Annotated in this window: 13 protein-coding genes; 9 read left to right on the top strand and 4 right to left on the bottom strand. The window is 68.6% G+C overall.

Annotated elements, in window-relative coordinates:
- Nucleotides 1-59: 59 nt before the first annotated feature.
- Together FDP22_RS14585 and lipA are read left to right on the top strand one after the other, a co-directional pair.
- Complete coding sequence (locus FDP22_RS14585) at nt 60-1010, top strand: LysR substrate-binding domain-containing protein (protein ID WP_138578171.1); 951 nt, start codon at nt 60-62, stop codon at nt 1008-1010.
- 70 nt (nt 1011-1080) lie between these two features.
- Nucleotides 1081-2055: a lipoyl synthase gene (gene lipA / locus FDP22_RS14580; protein WP_138578169.1), complete on the top strand. Its 975-nt coding sequence runs from the start codon at nt 1081-1083 to the stop codon at nt 2053-2055.
- 200 nt (nt 2056-2255) lie between these two features.
- On the opposite strand, the gene hpt is transcribed toward lipA, so the two are convergent.
- Entirely contained in the window at nt 2256-2813 is a 558-nt protein-coding gene (gene hpt, locus FDP22_RS14575; protein ID WP_138578167.1) for a hypoxanthine phosphoribosyltransferase, read from the bottom strand.
- 96 nt (nt 2814-2909) lie between these two features.
- On the opposite strand from hpt, the gene FDP22_RS14570 reads away from it, so the two are divergent.
- Together FDP22_RS14570 and FDP22_RS14565 are read left to right on the top strand one after the other, a co-directional pair.
- Nucleotides 2910-3365, top strand: a complete 456-nt coding sequence (locus FDP22_RS14570; protein ID WP_138578165.1) for a type II toxin-antitoxin system RatA family toxin — start codon at nt 2910-2912, stop codon at nt 3363-3365.
- 44 nt (nt 3366-3409) lie between these two features.
- Nucleotides 3410-3877 (top strand): hypothetical protein, encoded by a 468-nt coding sequence (locus tag FDP22_RS14565; RefSeq protein ID WP_138578163.1) that lies wholly within the window; start codon nt 3410-3412, stop codon nt 3875-3877.
- A gap of 3 nt (nt 3878-3880) precedes the next feature.
- Here FDP22_RS14565 and FDP22_RS14560 read toward each other — a convergent pair whose 3' ends face one another.
- Genes FDP22_RS14560 through FDP22_RS14550 form a run of 3 tightly spaced genes read right to left on the bottom strand, consistent with a single transcriptional unit; the run spans nt 3881 to nt 6029 of the window.
- Nucleotides 3881-4363 carry a CinA family protein gene (locus FDP22_RS14560; protein WP_138578161.1) on the bottom strand — a complete coding sequence of 161 codons (483 nt, stop codon included), beginning with the start codon at nt 4361-4363 and terminating at the stop codon, nt 3881-3883.
- Complete coding sequence (locus tag FDP22_RS14555) at nt 4363-4857, bottom strand: phosphatidylglycerophosphatase A family protein (RefSeq protein ID WP_138578159.1); 495 nt, start codon at nt 4855-4857, stop codon at nt 4363-4365. Before FDP22_RS14555 ends, FDP22_RS14560 begins: the two co-directional genes overlap by 1 nt.
- Nucleotides 4854-6029, bottom strand: coding sequence for a bifunctional 2-C-methyl-D-erythritol 4-phosphate cytidylyltransferase/2-C-methyl-D-erythritol 2,4-cyclodiphosphate synthase (locus tag FDP22_RS14550; protein WP_138578157.1), 1176 nt, complete (start codon nt 6027-6029; stop codon nt 4854-4856). Before FDP22_RS14550 ends, FDP22_RS14555 begins: the two co-directional genes overlap by 4 nt.
- 98 nt (nt 6030-6127) lie before the next feature.
- Between FDP22_RS14550 and dusB the strand changes: the two genes are divergently transcribed.
- From dusB to ntrX, 5 genes are all read left to right on the top strand, one after another.
- Complete coding sequence (gene dusB / locus FDP22_RS14545) at nt 6128-7111, top strand: tRNA dihydrouridine synthase DusB (RefSeq protein ID WP_205910899.1); 984 nt, start codon at nt 6128-6130, stop codon at nt 7109-7111.
- Between the two features lie 38 nt (nt 7112-7149).
- Nucleotides 7150-8244, top strand: coding sequence for a two-component system sensor histidine kinase NtrB (locus FDP22_RS14540; protein ID WP_138578153.1), 1095 nt, complete (start codon nt 7150-7152; stop codon nt 8242-8244).
- Nucleotides 8244-9695: a nitrogen regulation protein NR(I) gene (gene ntrC, locus FDP22_RS14535; protein WP_239031787.1), complete on the top strand. Its 1452-nt coding sequence runs from the start codon at nt 8244-8246 to the stop codon at nt 9693-9695. The genes FDP22_RS14540 and ntrC overlap by 1 nt, the downstream gene beginning before the upstream one ends.
- Before the next feature lie 103 nt (nt 9696-9798).
- Nucleotides 9799-11979: a sensor histidine kinase NtrY-like gene (locus tag FDP22_RS14530; protein WP_138578296.1), complete on the top strand. Its 2181-nt coding sequence runs from the start codon at nt 9799-9801 to the stop codon at nt 11977-11979.
- Nucleotides 11976-13388 (top strand): nitrogen assimilation response regulator NtrX, encoded by a 1413-nt coding sequence (gene ntrX / locus FDP22_RS14525; protein WP_138578151.1) that lies wholly within the window; start codon nt 11976-11978, stop codon nt 13386-13388. The genes FDP22_RS14530 and ntrX overlap by 4 nt, the downstream gene beginning before the upstream one ends.
- The last annotated feature ends 125 nt before the right edge of the window (nt 13389-13513 follow it).

Here is a 13513-nt window from a genome sequence, read left to right as displayed (position 1 = left end):
AGGCCCGTTGGACGATAATGGGAAATTGCATTTTTGTGTAAGTTTGATAGGAAGCTCCTATGAATATCACATTGCGACAACTGCGCTACCTGATGGCCCTGATGGACGAGGGGCATTTCGGCCGTGCGGCGGAGGCCTGCTCGGTGTCGCAGCCGGCGCTGTCGGTGCAGATTCGCGACCTGGAGGCCAATCTCGGCGCCAAGCTGGTGGAGCGCCACACCCGCGAGGTGCGGATGACGCCGATGGGCCGGGAGGTGGCGCGCCGCGCCCGCCGCATCCTCGACGAGGTTGCCGAGATCGAGCAGCGCGCGCGCTGGGACAAGGGGCTGGCGGGGCAGCTCGCGCTCGGCCTCATCCCCACCGTGGCGCCCTACCTGCTGCCGCTGGCGCTGCCGCGGCTGCGCGCGCGCAACCTGCGCCTCGACCTGGGCATACGCGAGGCGACCACGCATCACCTGCTGGGGGAATTGCGCGAAGGGCGGCTGGATGCGGCCGTCGTCGCCCTGCCGGCGGGGGAGGACGATCTCGTCGAACTGCCGCTGTTCGAGGACCGTTTCCTGCTCGCGGCCTCCCGCGCGCGCGCCGAGGATCTTTCGGCCGAGCATGTGCGCCCCGAGCACATCGACCCGGAGCAGCTTCTGCTGCTCGACGAGGGACATTGCCTGACGGATCAGGCGCTTGAAGTGTGTTCCATAAACCGGCGCAGCCTGCGCACGGACCTGCGCGCCGCCTCGCTCTCCACGCTGTCGCGGCTGGTGGAGGGCGGCTTCGGGATGACGCTGCTGCCGGAAATCTCGCTCTGGGTGGAGACGGCGGCAGCGCCGAACCTCGCGGTGCTGCGCTTCGCCGCGCCGGAACCGAGCCGGACCATCGGGCTGGTGCGGCGGCGGCTCTCGGTGGATGACGGTTGGTTCACGGACCTGGGCGATACTCTGCGCGCCTCGGCCGCCGAGGCGCTGGAACGTTCGGGAGTTGAACGCATAGCTGCCATGAAGCATGGCATGATTTGACACGCCGGGGCGGGACAAGCCTTCCCGAAGCGCGTATAATGCCCCGAGGAAACGCCGAAGGATATCCGTCATGAGCGACCGCAACCTGCACGACCGCGCCCAACGTCACCCCGAGAAGGCGCACCGTGCCGACAATGCGCAGCCAAAGAAGCCGGACTGGATCCGGGTGAAGGCGCCCACCTCCGAGGGCTACCGCAAGACCCGTGACATCATGCGCGACAACCGCCTGGTGACCGTGTGCGAGGAGGCCGGCTGCCCGAACGTGGGCGAATGCTGGAGCCAGGGCCACGCCACCATGATGATCATGGGCGAGATCTGCACCCGGGGCTGCACCTTCTGCAACATCGCCACCGGCCGCCCCCAGGCGCTGGACGCCTTCGAGCCCGGCCGTGTGGCCCATGCGGTGGAGAAGCTCGGCCTGAAGCACGTGGTCATCACCTCGGTGGACCGCGATGACCTTGCGGACGGCGGGGCGGAGCATTTCGCCCAGACCATCCGCGCCGTGCGCCACCGCGCGCCGGAGACCACGATCGAGATCCTCACGCCCGACTTCCTGAAATGCGCCCCGGAGGTGCTGGAAGCCGTGGTCGCGGCGCGGCCCGACGTGTTCAACCACAATCTGGAAACCGTGCCCGGCCTCTACCCGGAGGTGCGCCCGGGCGCGCGCTACTTCCACTCCCTGCGCCTGCTGCAGCGGGTGAAGGAGCTGGACCCGACGATGTTCACCAAGTCCGGCATCATGGTGGGCCTGGGCGAGGAGCGCCAGCAGGTGATCCAGGTGATGGACGACATGCGCGCCGCCGGCGTGGATTTCCTGACCATCGGCCAGTATCTCCAGCCCACGCCGAAGCACCACGCCGTGCGCCGCTTCGTGACGCCGGACGAGTTCAAGGGCTATGAGCAGGCCGCCTGGGGCAAGGGCTTCCTGATGGTCTCGGCCACGCCGCTCACCCGCTCCTCCTACCACGCGGGCGATGACTTCGCCCGCATGCGCGCCGCCCGCCTTGCCAGGGTGGCGGCGGAGCAGCCCGGCCGCACCGCCTGAGGCGGGCAGGGCGGCCTCACCGCCGCGCCGCGCGGAACTTTTGCGCTTGCGCGCGGAGGCTGCCTGAGGCCCGTTCGGTGTCCCGGTGTCCCGGTGTCCCGGTGTCCCGGTGTCCCGGTGTCCCGGTGTCCCGGTGTCCCGGTGTCCCGGTGTCCCGGTGTCCCGGTGTCCCGGTGGGCGTGCCGGGGGCCGGGGGCGTGTCAGTCGTCCACGTTCGGCAGGCGCACTGTGCCCACGTAGGGCAGGTTGCGGTTGCGCTGCGCGTAGTCGATCCCGTAGCCGACCACGAAGGCATCCGGAATGGTGAAGCCGGTGAAGGCGGCGGTGATCTCCACCTCGCGGCGCGAGGGCTTGTCCAGCAGGGTGCAGATCTCCATCCGCCGCGGCCGGCGGGAGCGGAGCATCTCGCGCACATGGGTGAGGGTGTGGCCGGTGTCGATGATGTCCTCGACCAGCAACACGTCGCAGCCTGCGATGTCGCAGCGCAAGTCCTTGAGGATGCGCACGTTGCGGCTGGAGGTCATCGCGTTGCCGTAGGAGGAGACCTCGAGGAAATCCACCTCCACAGGCAGGGTCAGCTCCCGCACCAGGTCGGCCATGAAAATGAAGCTACCGCGCAGGAGCCCGGCGACGATCAGCCGCTCCGTATCGGCGAAATGCGCCTCGATCTCGCGCGCCAGCGATTCCACCCGCGCGGCTATGGCCTTCTGCGACAGCAGCGGCTCGATTGTGTAGGCCTGACGATTTTCCGGCGTCATCTTGGGTGTTCCCGTTGCTTTGTGCGCCGGAACGCGGTAGCCCCGCGACAATCCGGCCGGTCGCGCCATTGCACGCCCTCCATCATAAGACTGCCCATGCCAACGCACGCCGAAAAACGCAAGCTCCCCTACACCGCCCAGCAGATGTACGATCTGATCGCGGATGTGGAGACCTATCCGAAGTTCCTGCCCTGGTGCGCCGGGGCGCGGATCCGTTCCTCCCGACGGGAGGGCGACGCCACGGTGCTGGACGCCGACCTGGTGATCTCCTTCAAGGTGTTCCGCGAGCGCTTCGGCAGCCGGGTGACCCTGCGCCCCGAGCAGATGGTCATCGACGTGGAATACCTCGACGGACCTTTCCGCTATCTCAACAACCACTGGAGTTTCGCCGACCTGCCCGAAGGCGGGTGCGAGGTGAACTTCTTCGTGGATTTCGAATTCAAGTCCTCGATCCTGCAGGCGCTGATCGGCGTGGTGTTCAACGAGGCGATGCAGCGCATCGTGCGCGCCTTCGAGGCCCGCGCCGCCGCCCTTTACGGCGCCTCCGCCTGAGCGCATGCTCGCCGCCGGGGATGAGAAACGGGAGAGGACATGAAATGTTCCGCTATCTGATTGCCGCGCTCTGCGTGGTTCCGAGCCTGGCTTCGGCCGCCGATGTCCGCGTGATCCAATGTGCGCTGGCGGTGCCGAACACGCCGCGCGCCGGGGCACAGATCTCCATGGACGGCCAGGTGATGACCGAGGTGAACGCCGTGGTGCACGGCGATTCCGGGCGGCTGGAGGTCGACATGACCCGGCTCGGCACCGCGACCAGCCTCGTGCGCATCCGCATGTTCAATTACGTGAAGGAAGGTGACAAGATCACCGCCGAACTGTTGCGCGGCACCGCCCGGCTGATGCTGGAGAACAACGCGGTGTGCGACCGCGATGGCTGCGCTGCCTACTGGGGCTCGCTGGACCAGCGGCTGAGCGCGGCCATCCTGGGCAACATCCTGCAGGCGCTGGCCGACCCCCAGCAATGCGACACGATCTGGGAGCGCGCCGGGATCACCCCGCTGAAATAGGCGTCACTCCTCCGCCAGGATCTCGAGCAGGAGCGTGAGCGCGGCCGCGACGGAGCGCGCGCGCACCGCGTCCCGGCCGAGGGCGCCGAAGCGGATCTCCTTGTGGCGGGTGGGGTGGCCGTGGCGTGCGGCGGCGAAATGCACCAGGCCCTCGGGCTTCGCCTCCGAGGCGCCGGGCCCGGCGACACCGGTGACCGCCACGCTCACGCCGGCGCCGGAGCGCGCGAGGGCGCCCTCGGCCATCGCGCGCGCCACCGGCTCCGACACCGCCCCATGCTCCGCGAGCATCGCCTGCGGCACGCCCAGCATGTCGGTCTTGGCCGGGTAGGAATAGGTCACGAAGCCCCGGTCCACCACGTCCGACGACCCGGGGATGGCGGTGAGCGCGCCGCTCACCAGCCCGCCGGTGCAGCTCTCCGCGGTGGCGAGCATCAGCCCGCGCGCCCGGCAGGCCTCCAGCACGGCGCGGGCGCGGGGCTCCTCCATCAGAACCACCCGTGCGCCACGGCGGCGCCGAGCAGGGTGATGAGCGCGCTGAGCAACCCGGCCAGGACATCGTCGAACATCACCCCGAAGGGCGTGTGCATCCGGTCCGCCCAGCTCACCGGCGGCGGCTTCAGGATGTCGAAGAAGCGGAACAGCAGGAACCCGCCCACCCAGGCCGGCCAGGGGAAGACCATCAGGTCCGAGCCCATCCACCACAGGCCGGCGGAGATCGGGAACAGCGCGATCCACATGCCCACCACCTCGTCGATGACGATGAAATGGGGGTCGGTGTTGTCCTGCCCGCGGGTCTCCTCCACCGTGGCCCACCAGCCCAGCAGCGTGGCGACGAGCGTGACCGCCGCGAAGCCGGGGAACCCGAGCGCCACATGCAGCAGGTTGGCCAGCGGAATGGCGAGCAGCGCGGCCCAGCTGCCCGGTGCGCCGGGCAGGAAGCCCACGCCGCACACGGTGACGATGGCGCGTGTCGGCCTCATGGCAGCACCACGGTGGCGGTGGCCATGGCCGCGATGCCCTCGCCCCGGCCGGTGAAGCCCAGCCGCTCGGAGGTGGTGGCCTTCACGCTCACCCGGTCCTTCTCGATCTGCAGGATCTGCGCCAGACGGGCGCGCATCGCCTCGGCATGCGGGCCGATCTTGGGCGCCTCGCAGATGATCGTGCAATCCACATGGGTGATGCGCCCGGCGCGGGCGGCCACGCGCTCGGCGGCCTTTTCCAGGAAGATCTGCGAGGCAGCGCCCTTCCAGCGCGCCTCCGAGGGCGGGAACCACTGGCCGATGTCGCCCTCCGCCAGCGCGCCGAACAGCGCATCGGTGACCGCGTGCATCGCGACATCCGCGTCCGAGTGCCCCTCCAGCGCCTTGTCATGGGGCACGTGCACGCCGCACAGCGTGACCCCGGGGCCGTCGCGGAACCGGTGCACGTCGAAGCCGTTGCCGGTGCGTATGTCCATCTTGTCCTCCAGAAGCCGCTCGGCGCGGGCAAAGTCCTCGCGGGCGGTGATCTTGAAATTCTCTTCCGCCCCGGCGGTGATGGCAACCGTCAGCCCTGCCGCGCGGGCAATCGCCACATCGTCATCCGCGGGGCCGCGATGGGCGCGGTGGGCGGCAAGGATGTCGGCCAGCCGGAAGCCCTGCGGCGTCTGCGCGCGCCACAGCCCCTCGCGCGGTCGCGGAGCGGAGGCGAGACCGTCGGAGCCGGACCAGAGCGCGTCGACCACCGGCAGCGCGGGCAGGGCGCCCGGGTCGATGGCCAGCGCGTCCAGCACCGCGTCGATCACGTGGCGCGGGGTGAGCGGGCGCGCCGCGTCATGGATCAGCACCGTGCCCGGCACCGGGGCGGTGAGCAGGTCGCCGCGGATCGCCACCAGCGCCTCCAGCCCGGCGCGCACCGAATCCGCGCGATTTGCCCCGCCGCAGACCGGCGGCATCAGCCGGGGGTCGCTCAACCCGTGCAGGGCCCGATGGCACAGCTCCGAATCTTCCGGGTGGATCACCACGCAAAGATGGGTAAGCACGGGATGCGCCAGCAGCATGGCGGCCGTGCGCCGCAGAACAGGCATGCCCGCAAGCATCTGATATTGTTTCGGAACATCTCCGCCGGCGCGCAGGCCACGCCCGGCCGCGACGACGATTGCGGCAAATTGCATCGGAACTCCCCAGCCTCAAGGCCGGCGAAAGCTATATGGAGCCCTTGTCAGGGGCAAGATGCTGCTGTAACAGCAAGCGGTGCCCAAGCATTAGGCAGATTATGATCAAAGTGAACGAAATCGGGCTATCCAGCCCCGTACTGCTCGCTCCGATGGCAGGAATCACCGATTTGCCCTTTCGCAAGCTGGTGAGCCGCTTCGGCGCGGGCCTTGTCGTGTCCGAAATGGTAGCAAGCGAGGAAATGGTGCGCAACCGGCCGGGTACGCGGGCGCGCACCGAGATCTGGGGCGATGCCGGGGCCTCCTCGGTGCAGATCGCCGGGCGCGAGGCGCACTGGATGGCGGAAGCCGCGCGCATGGTGGAGGCGAACGGTGCCCGCATCATCGACATCAACATGGGCTGCCCGGCGCGCAAGGTCACCAACGGCTGGTCCGGCTCCGCGCTGATGCGCCAGCCCGACCACGCGCTGTCGCTGATCGAGGCCGTGGTGGGCGCGGTGAAGGTGCCGGTGACGCTGAAGATGCGGCTGGGCTGGGACGCGGCCTGCATGACCGCGCCCGAGATCGCCACCCGCGCGGAGGCGGCCGGCGTGCAGATGATCACCGTGCACGGCCGCACGCGCTGCCAGTTCTACCGTGGCGACGCCGACTGGGCGGCCATCCGCCCGGTGAAGCAGGCGGTGCGCATTCCGGTGATCGCGAACGGCGACATCGTCGATCTCGCCACCGCCCGGACGGCGCTGGCGCTCTCCGGCGCGGACGGGGTGATGGTGGGCCGGGGCGCCCAGGGCCGGCCCTGGCTGCTGGCGCAGATCGCGGCCGGGCTGGCGGGCGCGCGGGTGCCGGAAGAGCCGCGGGGACGCGCTCTTGCGGACCTCGTGACAAGTCATTACGAAGACATGCTTTCTTTCTACGGTGGCGCCCTGGGGCTGCGGGTGGCGCGCAAGCATCTGGGCTGGTACCTCGGCCCGCTGGGGCTCGAGGCCCTGCGCGCCGACCTGATGCGGATGAGCGATCCGGGAGAGGTGATTTCCCGGCTGCGAGACACTCTCGAGGGGCTGCCCGAAAGGGCGGCCGCTTGAGATATTTGAGCTATGGGGGATCCGGAGGGGTGACGGCCATGGATTACGAGATGCTGTGGAATGCGATCCCGCAACCGGCCATCGTGCTGGACGCGCAGGATTGCATACTGGACCTGAATGCGAGCGCGCAATCCTTCCTTTCGATGAGCGTGGGGCAGGCCCGCGGCCGCCCCATTGCCCGCCACGCCGGGGAGACGAGCCTGCTCGTGGAACTGGTGGAGCAGGTGCGGCGGGGCAATGCCTCGCTGGCGCAATACAACATCGACCTGCACTGGACGGAGCAGCCGCCGCGCCTGTGCGACCTGCATGCCAGCCCGCTGCATGACGACAGCGACACCATCCTGCTGGTGATCTACCCGCGCGCCATCGCCGAGAAGATGGGCCGCACGCTGTCGCACCGCTCCGCCGCGCGCTCGGTGGTGGGCATGGCCTCCATGCTGGCGCATGAGATCAAGAACCCGCTGGCCGGGATCTCCGGCGCGGCGCAGCTGCTGGCGATGAGCCTCTCGGACCAGGACCGCGAGCTCACCGACCTCATCCGCGAGGAGGCCGAGCGCATCGGCAAGCTGCTGGAACGCGTGGAGCAGTTCGGCGACATCCGCCCCGCCAGCCGCAAGCCGGTGAACGTGCACGACATCCTGAACCGCGCCAAGCTCTCCGCCCAGTCCGGCTTCGCCAAGCACGTGCGCTTCATGGAGGAGTTCGACCCCTCCCTGCCGCCCACCGCCGGCGACGCGGACCAGCTGATGCAGGTGCTGCTGAACCTGATCAAGAACGCGGCGGAAGCCACGCCGAAGGTGGGGGGCATCGTGACGCTGCGCACCTCCTACCGGCCCGGCGTGAAGCTGGCGATGCCCGGCGGCAAGCGCGAGAGCCTGCCGCTGCAGATCACCATTTCCGACAACGGTCATGGCGTGCCCGAAGAGATCAAACGTGATATCTTCGAGCCCTTCGTGTCCTCGAAGGCCACCGGATCGGGCCTCGGGCTCGCCCTCGTCTCAAAGATCATCGCCGATCATGGCGGTGTCATCGAATGCGAGAGCGATCCGGGCTGGACCACATTCCGCCTGCTGCTGCCGGTCTGGTCCGAGAAGGCCGAGGCACAGCCAGAGAGCATGAAGGGAGCCGCCTGATGGAAGGCAATGTTCTTGTCGCGGACGACGATCGCGCCATCCGCACCGTGCTGAGCCAGGCGCTCACGCGGGCGGGCTGCCGGGTGCGCTCCACCGGCTCGGCCACCACGCTGTGGCGCTGGATCGAGGAAGGGGAGGGCGATGTCGTCGTCTCCGACGTGATGATGCCCGACGGCGACGCGCTCGACCTGCTGCCGGCCATCCGCAAGAAGCGCCCGGACTTGCCGGTCATCGTGATGAGCGCGCAGAACACGGTGATGACCGCGATCCGCGCGGCCGAGGTGGGCGCCTATGAATACCTGCCCAAGCCGTTCGACCTGAAGGAAGTCCTGGGCTCGGTGGCCAAGGCGCTCACCCAGCAGACCAAGCGGCGCCAGCCGCCCTCGGCCGGCGAAGGGCCGAAGGAGGAGAACCTGCCGCTGATCGGCCGTTCGCCGGCCATGCAGGATGTCTACCGCATCATGGCGCGGCTGATGAACACCGACCTCACGGTGATGATCCAGGGCGAGAGCGGCACCGGCAAGGAGTTGGTGGCCCGCGCGCTGCACAATTTCGGCCGGCGCAAGAACGGGCCCTTCGTGGCGGTGAACATGGCCGCCATCCCGCGCGACCTGATCGAGAGCGAGCTGTTCGGCCATGAGCGCGGCGCCTTCACCGGGGCCTCCGAGCGGCTGCAGGGCAAGTTCGAGATCGCGCAGAAGGGCACGCTCTTCCTCGACGAGATCGGCGACATGCCGCCCGACGCCCAGACCCGCCTGCTGCGCGTGCTGCAGGAGGGCGAGTACTCCCGCGTGGGCGGGCGCGAGGCGATCCGCGCCGATGTGCGCATCATCGCCGCCACCCACCAGGACCTGCGCTCGCTCATCAACGAGGGCCGGTTCCGCGAGGACCTGTTCTACCGGCTCAACGTGGTGCCGGTGCGCCTGCCGCCCCTGCGCGAGCGGCTGGAGGATGTGCCCGACCTCGCCCGCGCCTTCCTGCGCCGGGCCGAGACCGAGGGCCTGCCGCACAAGGCCATCTCCACCGAGGCGCTCACCATCCTCAAGCAGCAGAGCTGGTCGGGGAACGTGCGCGAGCTGGAGAACCTGATGCGCCGGCTGGCCGCGCTGTGCCCGGGCGACGTGATCACCGGGCAGGTGGTGGAGCAGGAGATCGCCGCGCGGCCCTCCTCGGCGCTGGAACCCTCCGGCGGGCCGAACGAGAAGCTCGGTGCCTCCGTGGAGGCGCATCTGCGGCGCTATTTCTCGCTGCACGGCGGCGCGCTGCCGCCGCCGGGCCTCTATGAGCGGGTGATCCGCGAAGTGGAGCTGCCGCTCATCGCGCTCAGCCTCGCCGCCACGCAGGGCAACCAGCTCAAGGCGGCGGACCTGCTCGGCATCAACCGCAATACCCTGCGCAAGAAGATCAACGACCTTGACATCCCGGTGACCCGGGGCAAGAAATTGATGTAATCATGCAACAGGTTTGTGGCCCGGAGATCGCTTGCGCACAGTGACAGGAAGCCTTCCGGTGCGTGCGGCGGAATGGTTCAGCCGCGCCTCCCGCTCGCGCCGGATGCGGAACATACTCACGATTTCACTGGTCGTCCTGGGGCCGGCGCTGGCCATCGCGACGGTGTTCGCACTGGGAGCCTTCGCGGGCCCCGTGGCGCCGCTGCCACTGCGCTTCGTCATCCTGGTGGACCTGCTCTACGTCCTGGTGATCGCGGCGCTGGTGGCCTATCGCATCGCCCGGATGATCGCCGACCGGCGCAAGAAATCCGCCGGCTCGCGCCTGCACATGCGCCTGATGCTGGTGTTCTCGGTGGTGGCCATGGCGCCGACCATCCTCGTGGCCTTCTTCGCCACCGCCTCGATCAACTTCGGGCTGGAGACCTGGTTCTCCGACCGGGTGCGCACGGTGCTCGGCACCTCGCTCGCCGCCGCGCAGGCCTATGAGAACGAGCATCGCGAGAACCTGAAGGGCGACCTGCAGCTGCTGGCCTCCTACCTGGAGCACGCCAAGGAGCGCAACCCGCTGCTCGCCCCCGGAGACCTGCGCGAGCTGCTGGCCCGCGGACAGGCGCAGATCCAGCGCGAGCTGCCCGAGGCCTACGTGATCGACGGCATGGGCGACATCGTGGTGCGCGGCTCCGACAGCTACCTGTTCGACTTCGACAAGCCCTCGGAGGAGAGCATCGACGTGGCGATCGGCGGCGACATCGCCATCATCGAGGACTGGCCGAACAGCGAGTTCCGCGCGCTGATCCAGCTCGCCGGCTTCGCTGACCGGTTCCTCTACGTGACGCGCGTGGTGGACGGCGGCATCCTCACCCTGCTCGACGAGACGAAGGACACGGTGAACTTCTACCAGCAGCTGGAGAAGGAACGCGGCCAGCTTCTGCTGGAATTCGCGCTGATCTATCTCGGGTTCGCGCTCATCGTCATCCTGGCGGCCATGTGGCTGAGCCTGTGGTTCGCCGACCGGCTGGCCAGCCCCGTGGGCCGGCTCGCCGGCGCCGCGCAGCGCGTGGGCGCGGGAGATTTCGATGTCCGGGTGGTGGAGGAGAAGGGCGACGATGAAATCGCCATGCTCAGCCGCATATTCAACCGCATGACGGAGCAGGTAAAGGGCCAGCGTGACGCGCTGGTGGCAGCAAATCTCGAGACGGAACGCCGGCGGCGGCTGTTCGCGGCCGTGCTGTCCGGGGTCACGGCCGGCGTGATCGGGCTGGACCGCGACGGCACGGTGGAGGTGATGAACGGCGCCGCGCGCGAGATGATCGACGCGCGCCAGGACGCGGGCCAGCCGCTGTGCGATTCCGCGCCCACCTTCGGCGACCTGTTCAACCGCATGCGCGCCGAGGGCCGGTCGGTGATCCAGGACCAGGTGCACGCGAGCGTGGCCAACCGCAATCGCGACTTTCTGGTGCGGATCTCCTCGCGCGCGGTGGACGGGGAGACGGAAGGCTACGTGATCACCTTCGACGACATCACCGATCTCGTCTCCGCGCAGCGCATGGCGGCCTGGGGCGATGTGGCCCGGCGCATCGCGCATGAGATCAAGAACCCGCTCACCCCGATCCAGCTCTCCGCCGAGCGGCTGAAGCGCAAGTTCGGGCCGCAGATCGACACGGAGCGGGACAATTTCAACCATTACGCCGACGTGATCATCCGCCAGACCGGCGACCTGCGGCGCATCGTGGACGAGTTCTCCAAGTTCGCCCGCATGCCCGCGCCGCAGGCAAGGCGGGAGGATTTCGTCTCCCTCGTGCGCGACGCGGTGCTGCTTCAGAAGAGCGGACGGCCCGATATCGCCTTCTCGATATCGCTGCCCGAGGCGCCGCTTTATGCCGTGCTGGACCCGACGCTGATCGGACAGGCGCTCACCAACCTCATAAAGAACGCAGGCGAAGCCATTGATACCCGTAAGGAAAAGAATCCTGATGCGCCGAAGGGCCAGATCTCCGTCCGTCTCGCGGAGGAGGCGGGAACCGCGGTGCTGAGCATCGAGGACAACGGTATCGGACTGCCCGCGCACCAGCGCGCGCGGCTGTTCGAACCCTATGTGACGACGCGCGAGAAGGGCACCGGCCTCGGCCTGTCCATCGTGCGCAAGATTGTTGAGGAACATTCGGGGCGGCTCGAGCTTTCCGACGCTGCCGCGGACGAGACCGGGCATGTGGGCGCGCTGGCGCGCATCCGCATCCCCGTGGAGCCCGTGCCCCGAGAAACCCGAGCAGGGACAGCCGCATGACAGAAATACTAGTAGTAGACGACGAGCCCGACATTCGCACGCTGCTCACGGAAATCCTTGCGGACGAAGGTCATCAGACCCGGATGGCCTGGGACGCGGACACGGCCCTGGCGGCCATCAACGAACGCGCGCCCGACCTGGTGGTGCTCGACATCTGGCTGCAGGACAGCCGCATGGACGGGATCGAGATCCTCAAGACCGCGCGACGCGACAATCCGGACCTGCCGGTGGTGATCATCTCCGGGCACGGCAACGTGGAGCTTGCAGTCGCGGCCGTGAAGCAGGGCGCCTATGACTTCATCGAAAAGCCGTTCAATATCGACCAGTTGATGGTCGTCGTTGACCGGGCGCTGGAGGCCTCGAAGCTACGCCGCTCCAACGCGGCGCTGCGCCGGCGCGAGCAGGCCGAGGCGGAGATGATCGGCGAGAGCGGTGCCATGCGCGCCCTGCGCACCAAGCTGGACCGGGTGGCCAAAACCAACAGCCGCGTGCTTCTGGCCGGCCCCCCGGGCAGCGGCAAGGAGGTTGCGGCGCGCTACATCCACCGCAAGTCGGAGCGTGCGGACGGGCCCTTCATCGTGGTGAACGCCGCGACCATCGCCCCCGAGCGCATGGAGGAGGTGCTGTTCGGGCGGGAGTATCCGGACCGCTCCGCGCATGACCCCGGCCTGTTCGAGCAGGCGCATCGCGGCATTCTGTTCATCGACGAAGTGTCGGACATGCCCTTGGGAACGCAGTCGAAAATCCTGCGCGTCCTGGTGGACCAGAGCTTTGCGCGGGTTGGCGGCTCCGACACGGTGCGGGTGGATGTGCGGGTGATCTCGGCCACGAACCGCAACCTCACCATCGAGATCGCGGAGGGGCGCTTCCGGGAGGAATTGTACCACCGTCTCAACGTGGTGCCGATCGACATTCCCGCGCTCGACAGCCGGCGGGAGGACATTCCGCCGCTCTGCCGCTACTACGTGGAAAAGCTGCACCGCGAGCAGGGCCTGCCGCTGCGCGACTTCAGCCCGGAGGCCGATGCCGCCTTGCAGACGCTGCCCTGGCCCGGCAACGTGCGCCAGCTGCGCAACCTCATCGAGCGGCTGCTGATCCTCGGGCCGGAGAAGGGCCCGATCCAGGTGTCCGAACTGCCGCGTGAGGCGGCGGCGCGAAGTGGCGAGAATGGCTCGGATTCCCTGATGCTGGACCTCGTGTCGCTGCCGCTGCGCGAGGCGCGCGAGGTGTTCGAGCGCGAGTACCTGGTGGCGCAGATCAACCGGTTCAGCGGGAATATCTCGCGCACCGCCAGTTTCGTGGGCATGGAGCGGTCGGCGCTGCACCGCAAGCTGAAGTCTCTCAACGTGGTGACCCTGTCACGCGGCGGAGCGCGCATCGCCGCGCTCGACGAGGAAGAGGAAGAGTGAGCCGCCCCCTGCGCTGCAATGCCGGTTGACCTGTGGGCAGGCATGTCCATAGTCAGCCGGCCGGGCGGCCGGAGGAAACGGCGCTGGTGCAACGGGTTGCCGGGGCTGCTTGGTGGCCGGGTGGA

Source organism: Paroceanicella profunda, assembly GCF_005887635.2.
Taxonomy (GTDB): Bacteria; Pseudomonadota; Alphaproteobacteria; order Rhodobacterales; family Rhodobacteraceae; genus Paroceanicella; species Paroceanicella profunda.
The sequence above is the reverse complement of the archived record's forward strand: the minus strand, read 5'-3'. Positions and strand labels throughout refer to the sequence as shown.